The sequence below is a fragment of the Mesorhizobium sp. 113-3-9 genome (assembly GCF_016756515.1).
GTDB lineage: Bacteria > Pseudomonadota > Alphaproteobacteria > Rhizobiales > Rhizobiaceae > Mesorhizobium.
Genome location: NZ_AP023246.1, coordinates 5,822,471 through 5,844,940, shown reverse-complemented (window position 1 = coordinate 5,844,940; position 22,470 = coordinate 5,822,471). Strand labels below are relative to the sequence as shown.

At 63.8% G+C, this 22,470-nt stretch carries 24 protein-coding genes; 13 read left to right on the top strand and 11 right to left on the bottom strand.

Going from position 1 to position 22,470, the window contains the following annotated elements; all coding sequences use genetic code 11:
• Window positions 1-26: 26 nt before the first annotated feature.
• The 4 genes from MesoLj_RS28650 to MesoLj_RS28635 form a co-directional block, all read right to left on the bottom strand.
• Complete coding sequence (locus MesoLj_RS28650) at window positions 27-212, bottom strand: membrane protein (protein WP_013896713.1); 186 nt, start codon at window positions 210-212, stop codon at window positions 27-29.
• Window positions 213-352: 140 nt separating this feature from the next.
• Window positions 353-1,213 (bottom strand): S49 family peptidase, encoded by an 861-nt coding sequence (locus tag MesoLj_RS28645; RefSeq protein WP_140769000.1) that lies wholly within the window; start codon window positions 1,211-1,213, stop codon window positions 353-355.
• Window positions 1,214-1,293: 80 nt separating this feature from the next.
• Window positions 1,294-2,109 carry a tRNA1(Val) (adenine(37)-N6)-methyltransferase gene (locus MesoLj_RS28640; RefSeq protein WP_202323377.1) on the bottom strand — a complete coding sequence of 272 codons (816 nt, stop codon included), beginning with the start codon at window positions 2,107-2,109 and terminating at the stop codon, window positions 1,294-1,296.
• Window positions 2,109-2,333 (bottom strand): putative signal transducing protein, encoded by a 225-nt coding sequence (locus tag MesoLj_RS28635; protein ID WP_202323376.1) that lies wholly within the window; start codon window positions 2,331-2,333, stop codon window positions 2,109-2,111. The genes MesoLj_RS28640 and MesoLj_RS28635 overlap by 1 nt, the downstream gene beginning before the upstream one ends.
• A 199-nt stretch (window positions 2,334-2,532) precedes the next feature.
• On the opposite strand from MesoLj_RS28635, the gene MesoLj_RS28630 reads away from it, so the two are divergent.
• The 5 genes from MesoLj_RS28630 (at window position 2,533) to MesoLj_RS28610 (ending at window position 7,501) form a co-directional block, all read left to right on the top strand.
• On the top strand, window positions 2,533-3,549 hold the full coding sequence (locus MesoLj_RS28630; RefSeq protein ID WP_140768996.1) for a polyprenyl synthetase family protein: 1,017 nt from the start codon (window positions 2,533-2,535) through the stop codon (window positions 3,547-3,549).
• Between the two features lie 107 nt (window positions 3,550-3,656).
• The gene (locus tag MesoLj_RS28625; protein ID WP_140768994.1) at window positions 3,657-4,325 is read left to right on the top strand and encodes a GntR family transcriptional regulator; all 669 of its coding nucleotides are present in this window, start codon (window positions 3,657-3,659) and stop codon (window positions 4,323-4,325) included.
• Between the two features lie 189 nt (window positions 4,326-4,514).
• The gene (locus MesoLj_RS28620; protein ID WP_202323375.1) at window positions 4,515-5,108 is read left to right on the top strand and encodes a biotin transporter BioY; all 594 of its coding nucleotides are present in this window, start codon (window positions 4,515-4,517) and stop codon (window positions 5,106-5,108) included.
• The gene (locus MesoLj_RS28615) at window positions 5,105-5,542 is read left to right on the top strand and encodes a DUF1284 domain-containing protein (protein ID WP_202323374.1); all 438 of its coding nucleotides are present in this window, start codon (window positions 5,105-5,107) and stop codon (window positions 5,540-5,542) included. Before MesoLj_RS28620 ends, MesoLj_RS28615 begins: the two co-directional genes overlap by 4 nt.
• A 183-nt stretch (window positions 5,543-5,725) precedes the next feature.
• Window positions 5,726-7,501, top strand: a complete 1,776-nt coding sequence (locus tag MesoLj_RS28610) for a tetratricopeptide repeat protein (RefSeq protein ID WP_202323373.1) — start codon at window positions 5,726-5,728, stop codon at window positions 7,499-7,501.
• 68 nt (window positions 7,502-7,569) lie between these two features.
• On the opposite strand, the gene MesoLj_RS28605 is transcribed toward MesoLj_RS28610, so the two are convergent.
• Window positions 7,570-8,031: a GNAT family N-acetyltransferase gene (locus MesoLj_RS28605; RefSeq protein WP_202323372.1), complete on the bottom strand. Its 462-nt coding sequence runs from the start codon at window positions 8,029-8,031 to the stop codon at window positions 7,570-7,572.
• Between the two features lie 228 nt (window positions 8,032-8,259).
• Here MesoLj_RS28605 and MesoLj_RS28600 point away from each other — a divergent pair, with 228 nt between their 5' ends.
• Window positions 8,260-9,180: a glycine--tRNA ligase subunit alpha gene (locus MesoLj_RS28600; protein ID WP_171883367.1), complete on the top strand. Its 921-nt coding sequence runs from the start codon at window positions 8,260-8,262 to the stop codon at window positions 9,178-9,180.
• A gap of 1 nt (window position 9,181) precedes the next feature.
• Here MesoLj_RS28600 and MesoLj_RS28595 read toward each other — a convergent pair whose 3' ends face one another.
• Complete coding sequence (locus tag MesoLj_RS28595; protein WP_202323371.1) at window positions 9,182-9,358, bottom strand: hypothetical protein; 177 nt, start codon at window positions 9,356-9,358, stop codon at window positions 9,182-9,184.
• Window positions 9,359-9,584: 226 nt separating this feature from the next.
• Here MesoLj_RS28595 and glyS point away from each other — a divergent pair, with 226 nt between their 5' ends.
• Window positions 9,585-11,963, top strand: a complete 2,379-nt coding sequence (gene glyS, locus MesoLj_RS28590) for a glycine--tRNA ligase subunit beta (RefSeq protein ID WP_202323370.1) — start codon at window positions 9,585-9,587, stop codon at window positions 11,961-11,963.
• A gap of 110 nt (window positions 11,964-12,073) precedes the next feature.
• Window positions 12,074-12,367: an ATPase gene (locus MesoLj_RS28585; RefSeq protein WP_140768978.1), complete on the top strand. Its 294-nt coding sequence runs from the start codon at window positions 12,074-12,076 to the stop codon at window positions 12,365-12,367.
• Between the two features lie 78 nt (window positions 12,368-12,445).
• On the opposite strand, the gene MesoLj_RS28580 is transcribed toward MesoLj_RS28585, so the two are convergent.
• Both MesoLj_RS28580 and MesoLj_RS28575 read right to left on the bottom strand, forming a co-directional pair.
• Window positions 12,446-12,835 (bottom strand): hypothetical protein, encoded by a 390-nt coding sequence (locus MesoLj_RS28580; RefSeq protein WP_172351411.1) that lies wholly within the window; start codon window positions 12,833-12,835, stop codon window positions 12,446-12,448.
• Between the two features lie 178 nt (window positions 12,836-13,013).
• Complete coding sequence (locus tag MesoLj_RS28575) at window positions 13,014-13,454, bottom strand: hypothetical protein (RefSeq protein ID WP_140768974.1); 441 nt, start codon at window positions 13,452-13,454, stop codon at window positions 13,014-13,016.
• A 178-nt stretch (window positions 13,455-13,632) separates the two neighbouring features.
• Here MesoLj_RS28575 and MesoLj_RS28570 point away from each other — a divergent pair, with 178 nt between their 5' ends.
• The 3 genes from MesoLj_RS28570 to MesoLj_RS28560 all read left to right on the top strand — a co-directional run bounded on the left by MesoLj_RS28570 (window position 13,633) and on the right by MesoLj_RS28560 (window position 16,798).
• Window positions 13,633-14,607, top strand: coding sequence for an L-threonylcarbamoyladenylate synthase (locus MesoLj_RS28570; RefSeq protein ID WP_202323369.1), 975 nt, complete (start codon window positions 13,633-13,635; stop codon window positions 14,605-14,607).
• Window positions 14,608-14,616: 9 nt separating this feature from the next.
• A complete protein-coding gene (locus tag MesoLj_RS28565; RefSeq protein WP_202323368.1) occupies window positions 14,617-16,047 on the top strand; it encodes an FAD-binding oxidoreductase in 1,431 nt (476 codons plus the stop codon).
• 184 nt (window positions 16,048-16,231) lie between these two features.
• Window positions 16,232-16,798 (top strand): DUF6101 family protein, encoded by a 567-nt coding sequence (locus tag MesoLj_RS28560; RefSeq protein WP_140768968.1) that lies wholly within the window; start codon window positions 16,232-16,234, stop codon window positions 16,796-16,798.
• 96 nt (window positions 16,799-16,894) lie between these two features.
• Here the strand turns inward: MesoLj_RS28560 and ubiA are convergent, their stop codons facing one another.
• Together ubiA and MesoLj_RS28550 are read right to left on the bottom strand one after the other, a co-directional pair.
• Window positions 16,895-17,878 carry a 4-hydroxybenzoate octaprenyltransferase gene (gene ubiA / locus MesoLj_RS28555; protein WP_202327505.1) on the bottom strand — a complete coding sequence of 328 codons (984 nt, stop codon included), beginning with the start codon at window positions 17,876-17,878 and terminating at the stop codon, window positions 16,895-16,897.
• A gap of 68 nt (window positions 17,879-17,946) precedes the next feature.
• Window positions 17,947-18,858, bottom strand: a complete 912-nt coding sequence (locus tag MesoLj_RS28550; protein ID WP_202323367.1) for a LysR family transcriptional regulator — start codon at window positions 18,856-18,858, stop codon at window positions 17,947-17,949.
• A gap of 90 nt (window positions 18,859-18,948) precedes the next feature.
• On the opposite strand from MesoLj_RS28550, the gene MesoLj_RS28545 reads away from it, so the two are divergent.
• Window positions 18,949-19,770: a phytanoyl-CoA dioxygenase family protein gene (locus MesoLj_RS28545; protein ID WP_202323366.1), complete on the top strand. Its 822-nt coding sequence runs from the start codon at window positions 18,949-18,951 to the stop codon at window positions 19,768-19,770.
• 152 nt (window positions 19,771-19,922) lie between these two features.
• Window positions 19,923-21,200 carry a phosphoribosylamine--glycine ligase gene (purD, locus tag MesoLj_RS28540; protein WP_202323365.1) on the top strand — a complete coding sequence of 426 codons (1,278 nt, stop codon included), beginning with the start codon at window positions 19,923-19,925 and terminating at the stop codon, window positions 21,198-21,200.
• Between the two features lie 16 nt (window positions 21,201-21,216).
• Here the strand turns inward: purD and MesoLj_RS28535 are convergent, their stop codons facing one another.
• Entirely contained in the window at window positions 21,217-22,314 is a 1,098-nt protein-coding gene (locus tag MesoLj_RS28535; RefSeq protein ID WP_202323364.1) for a glycoside hydrolase family 25 protein, read from the bottom strand.
• Window positions 22,315-22,470: the final 156 nt, after the last annotated feature.

Here is a 22,470-nt window from a genome sequence, read left to right as displayed (position 1 = left end):
GGCGTCAGTCGTGTGGGGGATGATGCTCAGTCCTTGGCCAGCCGGTATTCGCCGGTCTTCGGATCCTTGACCAGCGTACCCATGGCGCCGTTGGCCGCCTGCTTTTCAGTCCGCCGCACCTTGGCCGTCACGCGCTCGGCTTCCCGGACGAAAGTGCGGTAGCCGAAATAGGCGGCGACGCCAACGACGGTGAAGAAAATGATCTGCGGCATGTCAAAACTCCTCCCACGCTGGGCCGGCGAAGGCGGCCGGTCGGGTCGGTTGATGCATGTTGCCCAAAACTGTGTCCGGTTTTGGGAAAACGACATGCACAAGACTACAAGCGCTCATGCTAGACGGTTTCGCCCGCTTTTCAAAGCCCGAAGCGAGCCCACAGCGCGCGCTCTTCCGCCGCATCGATGATGCCGCTGGCGGCAGCGCCGGCGATATCGGGCGCCGAAAAGCCCTTGCTCGAGCCGAACAGGCCGAAGCGGCTGAGGAAGCCGCGCGGCGCCGAGACCAGCCTGAGCTGGGTCTTCGCCCCGAAGCGGGTCTTCAGCACGGTGCGCATGTCGCCGAGCGCATCGACCAGGCCGAGTTCCAGGCCTTTCTTGCCGGTCCAGAACAGGCCGGTGAACAGGTCCGGGTCGTCCTTCAGTTTCGTGCCACGCCGCTCCTTGACCAGATCGATGAAGGTGTCGTGGACCTCAAGCTGCAGTGCTTTCAGCCGCTCGACGTCCTCCTTCTTCTCGGGCTTGAACGGATCGAGCACCGCCTTGTTCTGGCCGGCGGTGTGGACACGGCGCTCGACGCCGATCTTCTTCATCAGTTCAGGAAAGCCGAACGACGCCGAGACCACGCCGATGGAGCCGACGATGGAGGAGGGATCGGCAAAAATCTCGTCACCGGCGACCGCGATCATGTAGCCGCCGGAGGCGGCGACGTCCTCGACGAAAACCAGGACCTTCTTGTTCTTCTCGTTCGCCAGGTCGCGGATGCGCTTGAAGATCAGCCGCGACTGCACAGGCGAGCCACCGGGCGAATTGATCGAGACGGCGACCGCCGGCGCGTCGAAGGAAAAGGCCTTTTCGATGAGGCCGGCGGTGGAGGCCAGCGACAGGTTCTGCCGGAACTGGCCGCCCGACATGATGGTGCCGTGCAGCCGGATGACCGGAATGGTGACGACGGTGGAGCGCCAGGATTTCGGCAGCAGGCGGTTGAAAAGACGTTTCACGAGGACGCGGTCTCCGGTCGATTGCGTTGCAGGCATGTAGGGATTTCCCGGCCAACGGCAATGTGGCGGTCAGGAATAGCTCAATCTCCAAACAGCGAGGCGAGACCGTTGGTGATCATTTCGCTGCGCTCGTCGGGGCCATTGCCCGATTGCGCGTGCAGCATCAGGGGCGGGCGGATGGCGAGCTTTCCGCGGGCTCCCAGCGCCGCGCGCACGACGATGCGGATCGCCGCTGCGTCGGGGCGAGGGTGCACGGCGAGCATCTCGGCATCGCCGAAACGGCCCGCGATCGCGTCGAGGATGGCGCCGAGCTGTTCGGACCGCGCGATGACGGCCAACCCGCCGCGCGGCCTGACCACCGCCGCCGCACTGCGGATCCAGCTTTCGAACAGCCCGTCCTCCATGACATGGGCTTCCTTTCGCAGCCGGTCAGGCGTGGCGCGGTCCCGGGCGGCGTTGAAGGGCGGGTTCATGATGACGTAGTCGAAATCATTGTCGGCCAGACCTGCCGCCGCCCGGGCCTGGCCGGATACCGCGACATCGGCGACGAGCACGGATGCACGATCGCTGAGATGGGCATTGCCGGGATGAGCAAGGGTGGCCGCGGCAAAGGCCGCCATTTCCGGCGCGCGTTCGACCAGCACGGCCTGGGCCGCGGGGCATCGCGACAGCACGGCCAGGCCGGCGGCGCCGGCGCCGGCGCCGAAATCGGCGAGGCGTCCGCCAAAGGCGGATGGTACGGACGCAGCCAGCATCATCGCATCCATGCCGGCGCGATGGCCGCCATGCTTGGGCTGCACCAGCCAGAACCGGCCGCGATGGAAGGCGTCGACCGTATGGGCCGGCGTGTCCGGGCCAAGGGTATCAAGGGCAGGGGCGGCTGGCGCGGCCGACATTATTTTGTGCGGATCTCGTTGGCGATGCCGGCGTCCGTCAGGATACGCCGCGCGGCATCGACCTGGTCGGCGTCGACCATGACGCGCTTCGGCAAAAGACCGATCGACCCTTCGAGAATGCTCATATTCTGATCGGCGACAAAGCAGGCGATGCCGGCGTCGCGCATCAGCGATTCGACGAAGGAGATGATCACGGCATCGTTTGTGCGGACAAGTTCTATCATCCGATGAAACTCGCAGTTTGCGCTATTGATGTAAACGGGCGGAGATTCCCTGGCCGAACCTCGCTCCTCCAGCGGTTGACAGGCTGTTACCGACGCCGCGCCAATTCGCCACTTGCCGTGGCCGTGTCCGCCGCCCTAGAGTCCATGCCGGGACTAAGGGTGCCGTCGCACGCGTTATACCAAGACGGGAGTGATTGTCGTGGGTGTCGTTCTCAACATCGAAAACGGGAAGCGGGAACCCGCCTCCATCAAGGATCTCATCGATCTGACGGCCGCCGATATGGGGCGCGTGAACGAATTGATCCTGTCCAAGGCCGGCTCTGACGTCGAGATGATTCCCGAGGTCGCCAACCATCTGATCTCGTCCGGCGGCAAGCGGCTCAGGCCGATGCTGACGCTCGCCGCCGCGCAGATGTTCGGCTATGCCGGCGAGGGCCACGTCAAGCTCGCCACCTCGGTCGAGTTCATGCACACGGCCACGCTTCTCCACGACGATGTCGTCGACGAGAGCGGCATGCGGCGCGGCAAGAAGACCGCCCGCATGATCTGGGGCAACCAGGCGAGCGTGCTCGTCGGCGACTTCCTGCTCGGCCAGGCCTTCCGCATGATGGTCGATGTCGGCTCGCTCGAGGCGCTCGACATCCTGTCGAGCGCTGCCTCGATCATCGCCGAGGGCGAGGTCATGCAACTTGCCGCCGCCAAGAACCTGGAGACCACCGAGGACGAGCATTTCGCCGTCATCAAGGCCAAGACCGCCGCGCTGTTTTCGGCCGCCGCCGAAGTCGGCCCCGTCATTGCCCAGGCGACCCGCAACGATCGCGCGGCCCTGCGCTCCTACGGCATGAATCTCGGCCTTGCCTTCCAGTTGATCGACGATGCGCTGGACTATGGCGGCACCAGCAAGGATCTGGGCAAGAATGTCGGTGACGATTTCCGCGAGGGCAAGGTGACCCTGCCGGTCATTCTCGCCTACCGGCGCGGCACCAAGGCCGAGCGGACTTTCTGGAAACGCGCCATCGAGGACAATATCGTCGACGACGCGGGCCTGGAAAAGGCGATCGGCCTGATGACCCGCCATGGCGCCATCGCCGACACGATCGGCCGCGCCCGCCATTTCGGTGAAATCGCCCGCGACGCGCTGGCGCCGCTGGAAGAAACGCCGCAGAAATCGGCGCTGATCGACGTCATCGATTTCTGCATCAGCCGGGTGAACTGAAAAGGCCGGCCCTATCGGAATTCCCTTGGCTCTGTGCTGGGGAGAACGCCGATGAATACGGCCTCGCCGTCTCGACAAGCTGCCCTGCCGCAAATTATCTATAAAACATGGCAAAGGGCACGGACGACACCATCGCGGTGCGCATCAGCAAGGTGCTGGCGGACCGCATCATCTCGGGTGCGATAGAGCCGGGGGCCAGGCTGCGGCAGGATCATGTCGCCGAGGAATTCAACACCAGCCATGTTCCCGTGCGCGAGGCCTTCCGCCGCCTGGAGGCGCAAGGCCTGGCCGTCAGCGAACCGCGCCGCGGCGTGCGTGTCGCCGCATTCGATCTTGGCGAGGTCAAGGAGGTCGCCGAAATGCGGGCGGCCCTCGAAGTGCTGGCACTACGCCACGCCGCGCCGCATCTGACTTCGGCCATTCTCGACCTCGCTGAGGAAGCGACCAAGGCCGGCGACAAGTCCCGCGACGTCAGGTCGTGGGAGGAAGCCAACCGCGCCTTTCACCGGCTGATCCTGGCGCCATGCGCCATGCCCCGCCTGCTCGCCACCATCGACGATCTGCATGCTGCCAGTGCCCGCTTCCTGTTCGCGGCGTGGCGATCGGAATGGGAGACGCGCACCGATCAGGACCATCGGGCGATCCTGACCGCCTTGCGGCAGGGAAACACCGAATCGGCCGCTGCAACGCTGGGGCGCCATGTCCAATGGATCGGCCGCAAGCCGGTCAGGACGGCCTCCGGCGCGACGCGCGAAGCCTTCGCGATCGTGGGTTGAGGCATGTCGCCCAAAAGTGGCTCCCAATTTGGAGCGACATCCACAAAGCAATGACCTCAAAGCGCGTCGCGACGCAGTTCAGACGGGTCTTTGTCGTAGGAAGGCTTGCTATGTCGTGAGAAATGTGGATTCGATAATAGATCGAAAACAGAAATTATCTATAATTTCAAATCGGTCGAAGGAAACCCTATGACAGACATCGCATTCACGTCCCGCAAGCCGTCCTTCAGCCCGCTTCGGCTCCAGGATCGCTCGCTCGCCTGGCAAGTTGGAGCCGTCGTGCTCGGGACGCTGTTCCTGGCGCTGTCATCCTACATCGAAGTGCCGATGGTGCCGGTGCCGGTGACCATGCAGACTTTCGCGGTGACATTGATCGGTGCGCTTTATGGCTGGCGTCTAGGCGCAATCACCATCGCCGCATGGCTTGTCGAAGGCGCGGCCGGTTTTCCGGTCCTGGCCGGCGGCGCTGCCGGTGCCGCGCATTTCGTCGGGCCGACCGGCGGCTATCTCTTCGCCTTCCCGGTCACCGGCGCGCTGGTCGGCTGGCTGGCCGAGCGCGGCTGGAACGGCAACAGGGTGGTGCTTGCCTTCGCCGCCATGCTGCTCGGCAATCTGGCCTGCCTGGCTCTCGGCACGGCTTGGCTTGCCGTCATGATCGGCGCCGAGAAGGCCATAACCTTCGGCTTCCTGCCGTTCATCGTCGGCGGATTGCTGAAGTCGGCGCTCGGTGCGGCGACACTCATGGCGCTGCGCGGCGGCAAGGCCAAGCCGGCCAATCCGTGACGATCAGGCTGCGCGCCCATCACCTCCTTTGCGTGCTGACCTATGTGGGCAAGGGATACAGCCCCGCCTTCACCGTCAATTACGACGCGATCGCGCAGCGCCTGAGCCGGGGCGAGGACATCCTCCTCGTCTCGGGTCCGGATGATGTCTGCGCGCCGTTGCTCGACGGGCCGGAACCGCATTGTCTCAACGAGAGCGTCATCGAGCGGGACCGGCTTGCGGCACGCGATGTCGAGGATTTGCTGGCCCTGCCAATCCAACCCGGCGTCCGCCTCGATCTCGATGCGGCAACACTGGCGCGGATGCGCCGGGCGTTTTCCGTTGGTGGCGTACGCAAGGCTTGCGGCGGCTGCGAATGGAACGAGTTGTGCGGCGCGATAGCGGCCGGCGGCTTTCCTGACACCAAGGTGCAGCGGTCCGTCGTACCGCGCTGACCTTGACGCCGGCTTTTCCCCGGTCGAAAATCCGCTCCAGCCATGGTTTGTTAATCGGCTGACCCGATTGTGAATTTTAGGCGGATTGAAGCGCGACCCCAAAAAGGCCATGCTTTGCCCGGAAAGATCGAGTCTACGTCGATCCCGCTGACGCGGAGATGGCGCCTGGCTGAAAGGGATACGATGCAGCAAGGACGTGCGCGCTGGCTGACAAGGCTGGCAATTGTGACGGGCATGGCGATCTCGGCTTTGCCGGCCTATGCCAAGCAATCCACCGAACCGGTCAAGATTTCCTCGTTCTCGGGTGCCTATCTGGCCGCCCGGATCGCCGAAGGCGACAACGACCTCGACAGCGCCATCGCCTACTACAAGCAGGCCCTGGCCTTCGACCCGAGCGACACCGGCCTGCAACAGAGCCTGATGCTGTCGCTGATCGCGCAAGGCCGCTTCGATGAATCCCTGGTCTATGCCGACAAGCTCAAGGAAGTGCCAGATGTCGAGCGCTTCTCGCGCCTGGCGCTGGCTGTCGATTCCTTCCACAAGAAGGATTTCACCAAGGCGCAGTATTGGCTCAAGCTGTCGCTGGAATCCGACCTCGACCGGCTGATCTCCGGCGTCATGTCCGGTTGGGCTCAACAGGGTGCCGGCCAGGCCAGCGATGCAATGGCCTCCATCGACAAGCTTCAGGGCCCGGATTGGTTCGGCCTGTTCAAGTCCTTCCACCGCGCGCTGATCGCCGATGCCTCCAACATGCCCGAGAAGGCCGAGGCGATCTACGCCGCGACGATGCAGGACACGACCGCCGGCGGCGCGGCGCCTGAAACCTGGATGCGCAATGCCCAGGCCTATGCCTCGTTCCTGGCCCGCAAGGGCGAGAAGGCCAAGGCGATATCGGTGCTGGATCAGGCCGAAACGTTTTCGCCGGGCAAGCTCGAAATCGTCACCTTGCGCGACAGGATCGCCAAGGGCGACAAGATCGCGCCGTTTGTCTCAGGTCCGTCCGACGGCGCTTCCGAAATCCTGCTCGATCTCGCCACCGCGCTCAACCGTGGCGGCGGCGAGCCGTTCGTCCGCCTTTATCTGCAATACGCCCTGGCTCTGCGGCCTGACAGCGACGCGGCCCTCGTGCAGCTCGCCGCCGTCGCCGAACAGTTGAAGGACGGCGAGGGCGCCATCGCGCTCTATCGGCGCATCCCTGATTCTTCGCCGCTGAAAGAGCTTTCGGACTTGCAGCTTGGCCTCAACCTTGCCGATCTCGACCGCCATGACGAGGCGATCACCCACCTGAAGGCCTTCGTCGACGCCCATCCCAACGACATGCGCGCCTATCTGGCGCTCGGCGGCGTCTATTCCTCCAAGGATGATTTCCGCTCGGCCGCCAATCTCTACGACAAGGCTGTCGAGGTGCTGAAGACCCCGACCGCGGCCAACTGGAACATCTTCTACCAGCGCGGCATCGCCTATGAGCGCCTGAAGGAATGGCCAAAGGCCGAGCCGAATTTCCGCAAGGCGCTGGAATTGCAGCCCGACCAGCCTCAGGTGCTGAACTATCTGGGCTATTCCTGGGTCGACATGAACACCAACCTCAAGGAAGGCCTGGCGATGATCCAGAAGGCCGTCGACCTCCGGCCGAGCGACGGCTACATCGTGGATTCGCTGGGTTGGGCCTATTTCCGGCTCGGCAGGTTCGATGACGCGGTGCGCGAGATGGAGCGTGCAGTATCGCTGAAGCCGGAGGATCCGGTTCTCAACGATCATCTCGGCGATGCCTACTGGCGCGTCGGCCGCAAGCTGGAAGCCACCTTCCAGTGGAACCAGGCCCGCGACCTGAAGCCCGATCCCGATGTGCTGGCTACGCTGCAGCAGAAGCTGATGAAGGGCTTGCCGCCGATCGAATCCAACACGGCGCAGGAAACCCCGAAGGTCAAACCCGAGCCGGTGCCCGCCCCGAAGGGGTGAGGTCGGCTTTTGAATGCGAACGGGGCTCTTTTCAGGGCCCCGTTTTCGTTTGGAGCGGTGCGCAGTTCTTAAAAAAGCTTCCGGTAGACGACGAAGCCGGAGCGTTCGCCGACCTTGTCATAGAGCTTCATCGCCGTTTGGTTAGTCTCGTGCGTCAGCCAGTACACCCGGCCCGAGCCGGCGGCCTGGGCGCGCTCATAGACGCCTTCGATCAGCGCCCGGCCGATGCCTTTTCCACGCGAAGCCTCTGTCGTGAAAAGGTCCTGCAAATAGCAGTTCGGTGCGATTGCCGTCGTGCTGCGATGAAAGAGATAGTGCACGAGGCCGAGGAGATGTCCCTCGCTTTCGGCGACCAGCGCATGGACCGGCTCATAGGCGTCGAAAAAGCGCGACCATGTCATCGCCGTGATCTCGCTCGCCAGCGCTGTCTCGCCCGAGCGGCCATAAAACGCGTTGTAGCCGTCCCACAGCGGTAGCCATCGGTCGAAATCCTGCCGCGTGACCGGGCGGACGAGGATGGGGCTAGGCATGATTGGACCTGTCGTTATTGTTGTGGGCTGCAGGGGACGAAGCAGACCGCAGCCTCCCGAGGTCGGCAATGGGCCAGTTCCCGGCAAACCTTCAACGTTGCGTCGCACCCGTTCGGCGTCCGCATCCGACGTGCCTTGCTTGACGCTTCGCCGTCGTGTCTCTAGGACGTGCCGGCAAGCTAGCCTTTGCTGTCGAGGCCACCCGTGACGATTGAAATTCCCGCCCATATGCATCCCAGCCGCTCGTTCCAGGGGCTGATCCTGACCTTGCACAATTACTGGGCCGCCTATGGTTGCGTCATCCTCCAGCCCTACGACATGGAGGTCGGCGCCGGAACGTTTCACCCGGCAACGACGCTGCGCGCGCTCGGGCCGCGTCGTTGGAACGCCGCCTACGTCCAGCCCTCGCGCCGTCCCAAGGATGGCCGCTACGGCGAGAACCCGAACCGGCTGCAGCATTACTACCAGTACCAGGTGATCCTGAAGCCTAACCCGCCGAACTTGCAGGAACTCTATCTCGGTTCGCTCCAGGCGATCGGCGTCGACCCGCTGCTGCATGACATCCGCTTCGTCGAGGACGACTGGGAAAGCCCGACGCTGGGCGCCTGGGGCCTTGGCTGGGAATGCTGGTGTGATGGCATGGAAGTCTCGCAATTCACCTATTTCCAGCAGGTCTGCGGCATCGAATGCGCGCCGGTGGCCGGCGAACTGACCTATGGGTTGGAGCGGCTGGCCATGTATGTGCAGGGCGTCGACAATGTCTACGACCTCAATTTCAACGGCCGCGAAGGCGCCGACAAGGTGACCTATGGCGACGTCTTCCTGCAGGCCGAGCAGGAATATTCGCGCCACAATTTCGAATACGCCAACACGGCGATGCTGCTCAGGCATTTCGAGGACGCCGAGGCCGAGTGCAAGGCACTGCTCGATGCCGGCGCACCGGCGTCGAACGACAATCTGCCGATGCACAAGATGGTCTTCCCGGCCTACGACCAGTGCATCAAGGCCAGCCACGTCTTCAACCTGCTCGACGCGCGCGGCGTGATCTCGGTCACCGAGCGGCAAAGCTACATCCTGCGGGTGCGCAATCTGGCGAAGGCCTGCGGCGAGGCGTTCTTGAAGACGCAGGCTGGTGGTTTGGCGGCCTGAGTCAGGCACCCCTTATCATTTCGTGTGAAGCGTTGATCGGCGACAGGACCTGGCTGCTTTGTCCGGCCATCGTCCGCAGCGCCTGCCGCACGCCCGGCATCGAGAAGGCGCCGTGGACCTGCGCGGTGAAGCAGGCGCTGAGCGCGAGGATCTGCAGAAGTCTGGATGCCGTTTTCATCGTCGTTCAGCCAATAATTTCCTGCCTGAGCGTGGGTCGCTTCAGCGCTGCGTTCGGTTCATGGAAATCTTTGATCCAAGGACGGGCCGGATCCCCGGGGCCCGACAGGGCAGCCAAAATTTCTGGAAATCAGCCGAAGTCGGCGATCACCTCGCGGAAAGGGTGACAGCGGCCAGCCGAGTTGCTATGCCCCGCCCGGACCATTTTGCCGCGTGAGCCCCAATCAATGCCTGACCTGCTTCTAGAACTCCGCTCGGAAGAGATTCCCGCCCGCATGCAGCGCAAGGCGGCGGGTGATCTCAGGAAGATGCTGACCGACGGTCTGGTCGAGGCGGGGCTGACCTATGAGGCGGCGCGCGAGTACTGGACGCCGCGCCGACTGACGCTCGACATCAGGGGGCTGACGGCGCGCTCGAAGGACATAAGTGAAGAGATCAAGGGACCTTCCACCACTGCCCCCGAGCCGGCGGTCCAGGGGTTCCTGCGCAAGGCCGGGCTGTCTTCGGTCGCCGAGGCGCATGTCCACTCCGATCCGAAGAAGGGCGACTTCTATGTCGCTCACATTTCGAAGCCGGGCAGGGCGGCTGAAGAGATCATCGCCGAGCTAGTGCCTGGCATCATCCGCAATTTTCCCTGGCCGAAATCGATGCGTTGGGGGCCGGCCTCGGCCAAGCCGGGCTCGCTGCGCTGGGTGCGGCCGCTGCAGTCGATCCTGTGCACCTTCGGCCCGGAGACCGAGGAGCCTGTCGTGGTCGATTTCGAGATCGACGGCATTCGCTCTGGCAACACCACCTATGGCCACCGCTTCCTGGCGCCCGGCGAAATCACCGTGCGTCGCTTCGACGATTATGTGAGCAAGCTGGAGGCCGCGAAGGTCGTGCTCGACGCCGACCGGCGCAAGGAGATCATCCTCGCCGACGCTCGCAACCTCGCCTTTGCCAACGGGCTCGACCTGGTCGAGGACGATGGGCTGTTGGAGGAAGTGTCCGGGCTGGTCGAATGGCCTGTTGTGCTGATGGGTGAGTTCGAAGAGGCATTTCTCGCCATTCCGGCCGAGGTGATCCGATTGACCATCCGCGCCAACCAGAAGTGCTTTGTCACGCGGCCGCAAGGCGAAGGCGACGCGCTGTCCAACCGCTTCATCCTCACCTCCAACATCGAGGCCAGGGACGGTGGTAAGGAGATTGCCCACGGCAACGGCAAGGTGGTGCGCGCGCGCCTCTCCGACGCGCTCTATTTCTGGACGACCGACCAGGGCGATCTGCCGGATCTCGGCCAACTCGAAGCCTCGGCGAAAAAGTTTGGGCTCGATCTGAAAAAGCCGCTCGACCAGCGCATGGCCCGGCTCGACCATCTCGGCGTCACCTTCCACGCCAAGCTCGGTACGCAAGGCGAGCGGGTGGAGCGGATCGTGCGATTGGCGCAAGAGCTGGCGCCGATCGTCGGAGCCGATCCCGCGCTCGCCGCCCGCGCCGCCATTCTCGCCAAGGCTGATCTCACTACTGAAGTAGTCGGCGAGTTCCCCGAACTGCAGGGCGCCATGGGCCGCAAATACGCGCTGCTGCAGGGCGAACATTCATCCGTGGCCGCGGCCATTGAGGAACACTACAAGCCGCAGGGCCCGTCCGACTATGTGCCGCGCGATCCGGTATCGGTCGCCGTCGCGCTCGCCGACAAGCTGGATACGCTCGTCGGCTTCTGGGCCATCGATGAAAAGCCAACGGGTTCGAAGGATCCGTATGCGCTGCGTCGTGCCGCGCTGGGTGTGGTAAGGACCATTCTGGAAAACAAGCTCAAGCTTTCGCTGGGCGTCGCCATTGCTGCCGCGATCTCGTCGGCTCTCGCTGTATACGAGCAAAAAGGCGAAGGCGCAGAGAGTCGTGGGGTGGTCGCGATGCTCGATTCCCGCATTCGCGATTACAAGGGAACAAGTCAGCTCTTGTCGGAAGCGGGCCTGATTTCCAACTTGTTGAAAGGCGGGCTTGCCAACGCAAGTGCAGAAACTTTTGGCTCCGCCGATCAGGAGCGTGAGTTCTTCGATGGCCAGCGTCTGATGGAGCTGAATGCATCGCTGTCGCCATTCATCGCCGACCTCGTTGCCTTCTTCCACGACCGCCTCAAAGTCTACCTCCGCGACCAAGGCGCCCGTCACGATCTTATCGACGCCGTCATCACGCCGCAGTCGGACGACCTCCTGCAGATCGTCCGCCGCGTCGAAGCGCTCGGCTCCTTCCTCGACACCGAGGACGGCAAGAACCTGCTGGCCGGCACCAAGCGCGCGGCCAACATCCTGGCTGCCGAGGAGAAGAAGAAAACGGCGGTCGCCGAGACCGTTGAGCCGGCTCTGTTCAAGGAGAATGCCGAGAAAACCCTGTTTGCGGCGGTGAATCAGGCCGAGAAGCAAGCCGGCGAAGCAATTCAAAACGAAGACTTTTCCGCTGCCATGCTGGCGCTTAGCGCGTTGCGCGAACCCGTTGATTCATTCTTTGAAGGCGTTCTCGTGAATGATGAAGACCTGGCGGTGCGGGCCAACCGTCTGGCGCTTCTCACGCGCATCCGCGCGGCCACCGGTCAGGTCGCTGATTTCTCGAAAATCGCCGGTTGAGCGCTCAGGAAAAATATCTGTAAGCTGACCGTTCGAGCCGGCTTACAGTCATATGACGATGATCTCTGCATGGCAGAAGGGACATGTTCCCCAACCCAACGGAGGCTTCCATGAATTCCGATCACGAAATCGAAGTGACTGAAGAAACCTCGGCCGCCGCCGAGGCGCTTGAATCCGCTTCCGAAACCGCCATCGATCACGCCGCCGCCGCCACGGTCGAAGCCGCCGATCTGTCGGATGACGACGAGGACGGCGATGACGAAGAAGGCGACGATGAAGACGGCGAAGAGTCTGACGAAGACGACGATGAAGCCGTGAAGGCCGAAGGCGACGACGCCGAGGACGAAGAAGACGCCGAAGACGGCGAGTCCGAGGAAGACGACGACAAGGAAGAAGCGGCCTGAGATTTCAATCCGGTTCTGTCGGGAAGAAGGGGCGGCGCATCGGCGCCGCCCTTTTTTATCCGTCGTCCCGGATGCTTGTCAGTTCTCCAGGATGCTGACCCGCACACTGTTTTCGTAGACATCGACCTGGATCAGCGGTTCGCCATTGACGATGGCGCGCTTGGTCGAGGAACTCATCGCGCCGGGACGCTCCAGCATGCGCTGCAGATCGGCGCGCTGGTCGTTGGTCCTGAACCAGGCATCACCCTCATCGTCGCGGTCGCGGCGATGGAACTTGTGCCAGTTGGCGCGGTCCTGCCGCACCATCTGCGCGGCGCTGTCCAGCGCATAGCCGTCGCTCGCCTGATGATCCCGATCGGAAATACGCGCCACATAGGATCCCAGCATGTCATCGGCTTGCGCCGCGCTGGCACCCAGCAGCGATGCCAGCAAAAGCGCGGCCACGGTAACGGTCTTGGATAGTCTCATGATCAACCCCCTTTGAACGGCGAAGCCCGTCTGCCCGAGCCGCCCCTTAGCCTGAATCGCTTGACCAAATCCAGGCGGCTTCGAGCGGCCAGATACGCCAGGACGAACTCGCGCGGCAATGGTGCGCAGGGCGCCGTCAAGCTGTCAACGATCTGGCCAGCCCAGCAATTTGTGGCCGCTACTTGACCTTGCCGGCCCCGGAAGCGGGCGTCGATGCGGCTGCCCGTGCGGTCGGCTTCTTCTGCGTGCCCGACGCCGGAGCCGCCGAGGCGGTAGTCTGGGCTGGAGCGGGAGCGGTGGTGGTGGTCGTGGCCGGTGCCTTGACTTGCGTCGGTGTCGAGAAGTCGCCGCCGACCACGCCGCCGCGAATGATCATCGGGCCTGGCATGAAACCATGCCGTGGCTCGGGCGCGTTGGGGATCGCCGCCACCTTTTCATAGGTGACGTCTGGTTCGCCGAGCACAACGACGGACAGCGCGTCGCTTGCCCGGATGCCGTCCGCCTTCAGGGCAAGGATAGAGGGCGTCGCGGCCGGCGCGCCGGGAAAGACAAGCGACGAGGCTTGAGCTCCACCGCTCAACGCCGCCAGGGTGATCCCCAGCAGGATACGCACAGACACGTTTGACCACTCCCCTTTGCCCAGGCCCTCACGGTAGCGGACCGGAATTGATACCGGCTTTCGCGGAAACGTAGCATTTTAGGAATTGATAAATCGCCAAGACCCTCTCTTGCCCAACAGCCGGCTTGCCCAATAGCCGCCATCGTACTACGCAGCCGGCATCTGCGAGGTGACGAGAGTGGCTGAGATACTTGCCGTCGACGAAGCGCTGGAGCGGGCGCTGGCTCTGCTTCAGGGGGGCGATGTCGTGGCCATCCCGACGGAGACCGTCTACGGGCTTGCCGGCGATGCCACCAACGGCATCGGCGTGGCGCGTATCTTCGAGGCCAAGGGGCGGCCGCGTTTCAATCCGCTGATCGCCCATGTCGCCGACATGGTGATGGCCGAGCGCATCGCAATATTCGATCCGCTGTCGAGGAAACTGGCGCAGGCGTTCTGGCCAGGTCCGCTGACGCTGGTGTTGCCGCAGCGGCCCGGCAACGGCATCCATCCGCTGGTCACGGCCGGGCTCGATAGCATTGCCTTGCGCATGCCGAGGGGCTTTGGCGGTGACCTCATCGCAAAACTTGGCCGGCCACTTGCCGCACCCAGCGCGAACTCATCCGGCAAGATCAGCGCGACGACCGCACAAGCAGTGGCGGCGGATCTCGGCACGCGCATCAAGCTGGTGGTCGATGGGGGCGCGACGCCGGTCGGGCTGGAATCGACCATCGTCAAGGCCGAAGAGGGAAGCTTGCGGCTGCTGCGGCCCGGCGGCGTCGCCGCCGAGGAAATCGAGGCGGCCATCGGCATGGCTCTGTTGCGCGGCGGCGCCGCCGGCATCGAGGCGCCGGGCATGCTTGCCTCGCACTACGCGCCGGGTGCCGGGGTGCGGCTCAATGCAGGAACGGTCGGCGAAGGCGAAGCGCTGCTTGCCTTTGGGGATCAGCGGGCCGAAGGCTGGCGTGATGCTGCAGCGTTCCTCAATTTGTCTGAAACCGGTGACCTGCGCGAAGCGGCAAGCAATCTCTTCGCCTATATGCAGGAACTCGACCGCAGCGGCGCGCGCACCATCGCCGTCGAGACGATTCCTTTCGATGGTCTTGGCGAGGCCATCAACGACCGGCTCTCGCGTGCCGCCGCCCCTCGTGACAATGTACAGCCCGCACCGTAGTTTTCCCACATGACCGACATTTCGCAAAAACTCGATCCCGCTCTCATCGACCGCTTCGCGGCGATCGTTGGCGAAAAATACGCGCTGCGCGACGAACAAGACATCGAGCCCTATCTCATCGAGCGGCGCGGGCTCTGGCATGGCGCGACATCGCTGGTGCTGCGGCCGGGCAGTGTCGACGAGGTCAGCCGGATCATGCGGCTGGCGACCGAGACGGGAACGCCGGTCGTGCCGCAAAGCGGCAACACCGGGCTGGTCGGCGCCCAGGTGCCGGACAGATCCGGCCACGAGATCATCCTGTCGCTTTCACGGCTGAACCGCATCCGCGAGATCGATGTCCTGTCCAATACGGTCACGGCGGAGGCCGGCGTCATCCTGCAGACGCTGCAGGAGGCGGCCGATGCCGCCGACCGGCTGTTTCCGCTGTCGCTGGCCGCACAGGGCTCCTGCCAGATCGGCGGCAACCTGTCTTCCAATGCCGGCGGCACTGGCGTGCTTGCCTACGGCAATGCGCGCGAACTGTGCCTCGGGGTCGAAGTGGTGCTGCCGACGGGCGAGGTGTTCGACGATTTGCGCAAGCTGAAGAAGGACAACACCGGCTACGATTTGAAGAACCTGTTCGTCGGCGCCGAAGGCACGCTCGGCGTCATCACCGCCGCCGTGCTGAAACTGTTCCCGAAGCCGAAGGGGCGCGAGGTCGCATTCGCCGGGCTGTCTTCGCCCGACGCGGCACTGGCGCTGTTCAGCCTGGCGATGGACCGCTCCGGCGCATCGCTCACCGCCTTCGAACTGATCGGCAAGCGACCTTACGATTTCACGCTCAAGCATGGTCAAGGTGTCGTGCGACCGCTGGCCGATGACTGGCCCTGGTATGTCTTGATGCAGGTTTCCTCGGGCCGCTCGGAAGCCGACGGCCAGGCGTTGATCGAGGAGGTGCTGGCGGATGGTCTCGAGCAAGGCATCGTTGGCGATGCGGTGGTCGCTGCAAGTCTTGCCCAGGGCGACGCTTTCTGGAATTTCCGCGAGACGCTACCGGAATGCCAGAAGCCGGAGGGCGCCTCGATCAAGCACGACATTTCGGTGCCGATCGCATCGATCCCGCGTTTTATCGAAGAGGCCGCCGGCGCGGTGGCCTCGGTCAGTGCCGGTGCCCGCGTGGTCTGCTTCGGTCATATGGGCGACGGCAACCTCCATTATAACATCTCGCGGCCGCTCGACGGCGATGACGAGGCGTTTCTCGCCCTCTACCATCCCATGAACAAGGCCGTGCACGATGTCGTGCGGTCCTTCCATGGATCGATCTCGGCCGAGCACGGCATCGGCCAGTTGAAGCGCGACGAACTGATCGCCACCGCGCCGCCGATGGCCATTGATCTGATGCGCCGGGTGAAGGCTGCCTTCGACCCTGCCGGCATCATGAATCCCGGTAAGGTTATCTGATCCTTTCAACATCTTGTGCCCGGTGGCATTCCGATAACCATCCCTGAGATCAGCAAAATTTAACCGACTTTCTTAAGCGCGGCGGTAAGGAGCCCACGCTACTGTTTCCCCATAACGAGGCCGGGAAAACTGGCCCGGAGAGAACCGGACACCGGCTCTCAGGAGACAGACAGGAAGGCACTCTATGAACACTGGACTGAAGCCAGTCTGGGCGGGACGCAACATGCGCCTCGACCCATTCCGCCTGCCGCAGGTGGTTAGCTACGCCACACGCGACGACTATGGCGACGTGACCTTCACCATCGACCAGCGCGGCGCCGTGATCCGTCGCATGCTGGAGATGAGCGGCGTGCCGGCGATCATCGCACTGCCCGCCAATGCGTTCCGCGGCGTTGCCGCCCGCGCGATGGAGGATCCGGACGGCAATGTCACGGTTACCCTCGAACTCCTGCACAACGATCCAATGCTGTCGGTGCCTCTGCTGGTGGCCGACGACCTCGATGATGTCGCCGCCGACTGGCGCGCCTGGGCCGATGCCTACCGGCTGCCGATGCTCCTGATCGAATCGGACGGCGTTGCCCGCACGCTGGAAGAATCGCTCGGCGCCGCCATCAAGACACTGCCGCCGCAGGATCGCCGCAAGGGCCGCATTTCGACCACGCGCCGCCCGCGCTTCCTCGCCCGCCGCAGGGCCGGCAACCTTGGTCTCAGGCTGGTCATCGGCGGCCAGGAGATTATTTCGAGGGAGTGAGAAGCGGTTCGCGCAGGCGAACGAAAAGCCAATTGCTTGGCTTTTCGAGCTTCGAACGCCCTGAGCCTGCGAAGGGCCAAGGCATAAGAAAAGCCGCTACACCAGCGGCTTTAGCGCCACCCACAATGCGCCGCCGATCAGGCCGAGGAAGATCAGCCAGCCGACCTGGTTGTTCGACCGGAACAGCCGCAGGCATTGGTCCGGATCGTTGATATCCAGAACCGCGATCTGGCGGGCCATGTGGGCGCCGGCGGCGATCAATCCCGCCAGCGCCACCACCGGTGCCTGCGCCGAGGCGAAGGCGATGGCGAAGCAGACCAGCGTGCCGCCATAAAGCCCTGCCAGCCACGCCTTGGTGTTGTCGCCGAACAGCCGTGCCGTCGAGCGTACGCCGACAATGGCGTCGTCTTCCTTGTCCTGATGCGCATAGATCGTGTCGTAGCCGATCACCCACAGGATCGAGCCGATATAGAGCATGATGGCGGGGCCATCGAGATCGCCGAACTCGACCGCCCATCCCATCAGCGCACCCCAGGAAAAGGCAAGGCCGAGAAACAGTTGCGGCCAATTGGTTATCCGCTTCATGAATGGATAGATGGCCACGATCGCCAGCGAGCAGACGCCGAGCAGAATGGCGAAGCTGTTGAACTGCAGGAGCACGGCAAGGCCGACCAGGGCCTGCAGCGCAAGGAACAGCCAGGCCCGCCGACGCGTGGTCTGGCCGGACGGCAGCGGGCGCGAGCGGGTGCGTTCGACCTGGTTGTCTATGCCTTCGTCGACGATGTCGTTGTAGGTGCAGCCGGCGCCGCGCATGGCGATGGCGCCGACCAGGAACAGCACGAGATACCATGGCGCCGGCAGCAGCGAGAGCAGCGGGTCGCCGGGACGCGGATAGGCGCTCGCCGCGAGCGCCGCCGACCACCAGCACGGCCACAGAAGCAATTGCCAGCCGATCGGCCTGTCCCATCTCGCAAGTTGTGCGTAGGGCCAAACCGCGCGCGGCAGCACGCGGTAGACCCAATGGCCATTCGGCGCATCGGCGACACGGCCCTGGGCCGTTTTCGACTGGATAGGTTCCATGTCCATGGAGTGGCAGCAGGCGTGGAAACCGTCAAGCGGCAAGCGGAACAGGGACGACCGTCAACCCGTCAGGAGGTGAAGATGTCGCGCGTGGAAAACCAGGCCTTCGCTGTTTCGACAAATGCGAGTGCCGCATTCGATACGCGCTGATGCGTGTCATAGGTGAGGATGATGCGCTGCATCGGCAGCGGATCCGATAGCGGCTTGCAGATCAGCGGCAGTCCGTCATAACTGCGGTCCCCGTGCGGCCTTGTGTAGCTGACGGCGACACCAAAACCGTTCGCCACCATGCTGCGCTGGAGTTCAAACGAACTCGTCGCCCTGTCGGCCACTGGCGCGAGACCACGGCTGCGGAACAGATCGAGCATGTGCTGCCAGCTCTGCGGCTGGTCCGTCGTGATCAGCGGATATGCGGCCAGATCCGCCAGGCTGACCTCGGGGCGATCCACCAGAGCATGGCCTGCCGGCAACAGCGCGTGCGGTCGCAGTTCGTGCAGCAGGATGCGGGCGAAATGCGACGGCAGGCCGAGGTCGTAACTGAGGCCAAGATCGATGGCGGCGTCCGCCACACGCCGCCCGAGCGTTTCGAACGTTTCGTCGCGAACGACAACAGCCACGTCTGGATGGCGCTCGGAAAACGCGCGGATGAGACCCGGCGCGAAATATGGCGCCAGATCCTCGAAGCATCCAAGCACCAACTCGCCGCCGACGGCCGAGTTGCCCGAGCCCAGGCTCATGAGTTCGTCCGTCGCGGCAAGAACCTGCTTTGCCTTCGCCACGGCGACACGGCCGAACGAGGTCAACGAAACGCCGCTTCCACGCTGGCGCACGAAGAGCTTTTGCCCGAAATCCTTTTCGATCGCGTCGATCGCCACCGAAATCGACGGTTGGGAGATGTTCAGTGTCCTGGCCGCGCCGGTGACGCTGCCGTGGCGGGCAACCGCGACCAGATAACGCAACTGCGTGAGGCTTAGGCTCATAGTCTCACTCTATGTGTCAGATGAGAAGTTATTATTTTACTGAATGAGTACGGATTGCGATAGTCGTGTCGATCCTGAAAGGAGGACACCATGGCTTCCCAGACTGCTATCCGCGCCATCGACACCGACCTGATCGATGCGGACACAATCGCCGACTACCAGCGGGACGGCGCGGTCTGCATCCGCGGCGCCTTCAAGGGCTGGGTCGACACGATTGCCGCCGGCATCGAGCGCAATATGCAAAACCGCAGCGCCACCGCTTCCGACATCGCCAATGGTCGCGGCAGTTTCTTCGATGACTACTGCAACTGGGAGCGTATTCCCGAATTCGTCAGGGTGGTGCGCGAATCGCCGGCCGCCGAACTGGCGGCGGCGGTGATGCAGTCGCGCACCGCGCAGTTCTTCCATGACCACGTTCTGGTCAAGGAGCCCGGCACGCAGAAGCCGACGCCCTGGCATCAGGACATCCCCTATTATTTCGTCGACGGCCAGCAGACGGTAAGCTTCTGGATTCCCATCGATCCGGTAAAGGAGGCGACGCTGCGCCTGATCGCCGGCTCGCACAAATGGGACAAGATGATCCTGCCGGTGCGCTGGCTCGACGACAGCAATTTCTATGCCGGCGAGGGCGACTATCTGCCGGTCCCCGATCCCGACAACGATCCGTCGATGAAGGTTCTCGAATGGGAAATGGAGCCGGGCGATGCCATCCTGTTCGACTTCCGTACAGCGCATGGCGCGCGCGGCAACCTTACCGCGGCACGGCGCCGGGCACTGTCACTGCGCTGGGTCGGCGACGATGCCCATTATGTCGAACGGCCGGGCCGCACATCGCCGCCCTATCACGGTCATGGCATGCAGCCGGGCCAGAAATTGCGCGAGGACTGGTTCCCGGTGGTTTTTCCCGCCTGAAGCGGGCCAGAAAATCGGCGACGATGGCCGGCGCCGATTTCGGCTGGGATAACGTTCCCGTGTGCAATTTTGATCAAAACACCCTGATGCCTTGACCCATCGCCCGGAGAGCAATAGCGGGTGCTCTCCAGGGTTTGCATTGTGAGGTGGCCATGAACGTTCTTCTTCTCGGCTCCGGCGGCCGCGAACATGCGCTTGCCTGGAAGATCGCCGCCTCGCCGGTGCTGACCAAGCTCTACGCGGCCCCCGGCAATCCGGGCATCGGCAGCGAGGCCGAACTGGTGAAGCTTGATATCACCGATCATGCCGCCGTGACCGCCTTCTGCCGGGAGAAAAAAATCGACCTCGTCGTGGTCGGCCCGGAAGGGCCGCTCGTCGCCGGCATTGCCGACGACCTGCGCGCAGAGAACATCCGCGTCTTTGGACCGTCGAAAGCCGCCGCGCGGCTGGAGGGTTCGAAGGGTTTCACCAAGGACCTCTGCGCGCGATATAACATCCCGACCGCCGCCTACGGCCGTTTCGGCGACCTGGCCTCCGCCAAGGCCTATGTCGAAAAGACTGGTGCGCCGATCGTCATCAAGGCCGACGGGCTCGCCGCCGGCAAGGGCGTCACCGTCGCCATGACGCTGGACGAGGCGCTGGCGGCACTCGATGCCTGTTTCGAGGGTTCCTTCGGAGCCGCCGGCGCGGAAGTGGTGATCGAGGAATTCATGACCGGCGAGGAGGCGAGCTTCTTCTGCCTCTGCGACGGCACCACCGCACTGCCCTTTGGCACGGCACAGGATCACAAGCGCGTTGGCGACGGCGACGTCGGCCCCAACACGGGCGGCATGGGCGCCTATTCGCCGGCGCCGGTGATGACGCCTGAGATGGTCGAGCGCACCATGCGCGAAATCATCGAGCCGACGATGCGCGGAATGGCCGATCTTGGCGCGCCCTTCGCTGGCATTCTGTTCGCCGGGCTGATGATCACGGACAAGGGGCCGAAGCTGATCGAATACAACACCCGTTTCGGCGATCCGGAATGCCAGGTGCTGATGATGCGGCTGAAGGACGATTTGCTGGTGCTGCTCAACGCCGCCGTGGACGGCCAGTTGGCGCACACCTCCATACGCTGGCGCGACGAGGCGGCGCTCACCGTGGTGATGGCCGCGCGGGGCTATCCAGGCACGCCGGAAAAAGGCTCCGTCATCCGCGGCGTCGAGCAGGCGGCGGGCGAAGGCGTCCAGATCTTCCACGCCGGCACCGCCATCAATGGCGGCGCTCTGGTTGCCAATGGCGGCCGCGTCCTCAATGTCACGGCGACCGGAGCCACGGTCGGCGAGGCGCAGGCGCGGGCCTATGCCGCGCTCGACCGGATCGACTGGCCGGACGGATTCTGCCGTCGCGACATCGGCTGGCAGGCCGTGGCGCGCGAGCAGGCGAGCTGAGTTACGGCACGGCGGCTTATTGCTGGCCGGGGCCGATTTCGGTCGAAGCGGTGCTGACCGGATCGGCCCCGGCGAAGGCGGCGTCGAGCTGCTCGGGCGAACGCTGTTCGGTTCGCTTCCAGGCGACATATTGCACAATGCCGAAGCCTGGCCGGCGCGGCACCGTCTTCACCACAGGCATGCGGAACCCGTCGCGGAATTTCGACCAGCGCGACCCAAGCACCGCGACCATTTCCTCGAACGTCGGCGGCGTCGCCACATCCGCATAGGTCAGTGTCGCCTTGCCGGCGAGCGCTGCCTCGCGCGAGAGCGGCACCGGCACGCTGGCAAGATAGTCCGATGGTACGTCGATCAGCCCGCCAAAGGGCCATTGCTGGCGCAGCGTGGCGGCATCGGTCGGTGCGACGTTGACGTCGATATCGTTAGGCGTGCCGGCTACCCTGTAGGGGCAACGGAAGCGGCCGCAATTGGCCTGCGCGGAAAATTGCCAGAGCGCATAGCCTTGCCAGTTGCCCATCGGAAAATGCACGTCGATATCAGGTTTGTAGCGCGCGTACCAAAGCGGCAGCCGCGACAGGAGCCGGTACTTGTAGCGATTGTCGGCGATGTACTGGGCCGTCTTGCCGTTGGTATAGAGCACCGGGAAGCGGCCCATGCGCCGATGCACCTGGCGTACGAACTCCTCGGCATCTTCGAGCGACATCCATTGCGAGGGATCGTTGCCCTCGAGGTCGAGAACCATGAGATCGTCCGGCGCGGGATCGGCAAAATCGAGGAAATTGTTGGCCTGCTCGACCGGGTTGCCGGGGCGGGCCAGGTGATAGGCGCCCCATTTCATGCCGAGCGCCTTGGCCACGACCCGACGCGTCTGGAACAGTTCGCGCGTCACCGCATGGCGTTTCCACAGCGCCTTGCAGAGCTTCACGTCGGTGTCGCCGCCAAAACAGAAATAGGGCGGCGGCATGCCGTCGGAAGCCTTGTTGATGAATCCGACGATGCGCTTGTCGGTGGCAAGTTGCGCCCAGTCGATTGAATTGTATTCGTAGGCATCGACCACCAGGGCGCGGTCGGCATTCTTCCACGGCTCGGAGAAATCCGAAGCCTGTGCCGCCATCGACAGCGCCACCGTCGCCGCGAAAGCCAGAGGCGTCAGTGCGTGTCGCCAGAAAATAGACAGAGGTTTTAGAGAAGCTGTATGCCCAGGGAAAAGGGGTTTGACGAGCGTTGGCACAGCGCTCTTTGAACGGCGATGGAAACGCCTTGGCAATTT

Excerpts from the sequence above, each read along its gene's own strand:
- MesoLj_RS28650 (WP_013896713.1), bottom strand. The coding sequence starts at position 212 with ATGCCGCAGATCATTTTCTTCACCGTCGTTGGCGTCGCCGCCTATTTC.
- MesoLj_RS28640 (WP_202323377.1), bottom strand. The coding sequence starts at position 2,109 with ATGTCGGCCGCGCCAGCCGCCCCTGCCCTTGATACCCTTGGCCCGGAC.
- MesoLj_RS28635 (WP_202323376.1), bottom strand. The coding sequence starts at position 2,333 with ATGATAGAACTTGTCCGCACAAACGATGCCGTGATCATCTCCTTCGTC.
- MesoLj_RS28625 (WP_140768994.1), top strand. The coding sequence starts at position 3,657 with ATGGCAAAGGGCACGGACGACACCATCGCGGTGCGCATCAGCAAGGTG.
- MesoLj_RS28620 (WP_202323375.1), top strand. The coding sequence starts at position 4,515 with ATGACAGACATCGCATTCACGTCCCGCAAGCCGTCCTTCAGCCCGCTT.
- MesoLj_RS28610 (WP_202323373.1), top strand. The coding sequence starts at position 5,726 with ATGCAGCAAGGACGTGCGCGCTGGCTGACAAGGCTGGCAATTGTGACG.
- MesoLj_RS28605 (WP_202323372.1), bottom strand. The coding sequence starts at position 8,031 with ATGCCTAGCCCCATCCTCGTCCGCCCGGTCACGCGGCAGGATTTCGAC.
- MesoLj_RS28600 (WP_171883367.1), top strand. The coding sequence starts at position 8,260 with ATGCATCCCAGCCGCTCGTTCCAGGGGCTGATCCTGACCTTGCACAAT.
- MesoLj_RS28595 (WP_202323371.1), bottom strand. The coding sequence starts at position 9,358 with ATGAAAACGGCATCCAGACTTCTGCAGATCCTCGCGCTCAGCGCCTGC.
- glyS (WP_202323370.1), top strand. The coding sequence starts at position 9,585 with ATGCCTGACCTGCTTCTAGAACTCCGCTCGGAAGAGATTCCCGCCCGC.
- MesoLj_RS28585 (WP_140768978.1), top strand. The coding sequence starts at position 12,074 with ATGAATTCCGATCACGAAATCGAAGTGACTGAAGAAACCTCGGCCGCC.
- MesoLj_RS28580 (WP_172351411.1), bottom strand. The coding sequence starts at position 12,835 with ATGAGACTATCCAAGACCGTTACCGTGGCCGCGCTTTTGCTGGCATCG.
- MesoLj_RS28565 (WP_202323368.1), top strand. The coding sequence starts at position 14,617 with ATGACCGACATTTCGCAAAAACTCGATCCCGCTCTCATCGACCGCTTC.
- MesoLj_RS28560 (WP_140768968.1), top strand. The coding sequence starts at position 16,232 with ATGAACACTGGACTGAAGCCAGTCTGGGCGGGACGCAACATGCGCCTC.
- ubiA (WP_202327505.1), bottom strand. The coding sequence starts at position 17,878 with ATGGAACCTATCCAGTCGAAAACGGCCCAGGGCCGTGTCGCCGATGCG.
- MesoLj_RS28550 (WP_202323367.1), bottom strand. The coding sequence starts at position 18,858 with ATGAGCCTAAGCCTCACGCAGTTGCGTTATCTGGTCGCGGTTGCCCGC.
- MesoLj_RS28545 (WP_202323366.1), top strand. The coding sequence starts at position 18,949 with ATGGCTTCCCAGACTGCTATCCGCGCCATCGACACCGACCTGATCGAT.
- purD (WP_202323365.1), top strand. The coding sequence starts at position 19,923 with ATGAACGTTCTTCTTCTCGGCTCCGGCGGCCGCGAACATGCGCTTGCC.
- MesoLj_RS28535 (WP_202323364.1), bottom strand. The coding sequence starts at position 22,314 with ATGGCGGCACAGGCTTCGGATTTCTCCGAGCCGTGGAAGAATGCCGAC.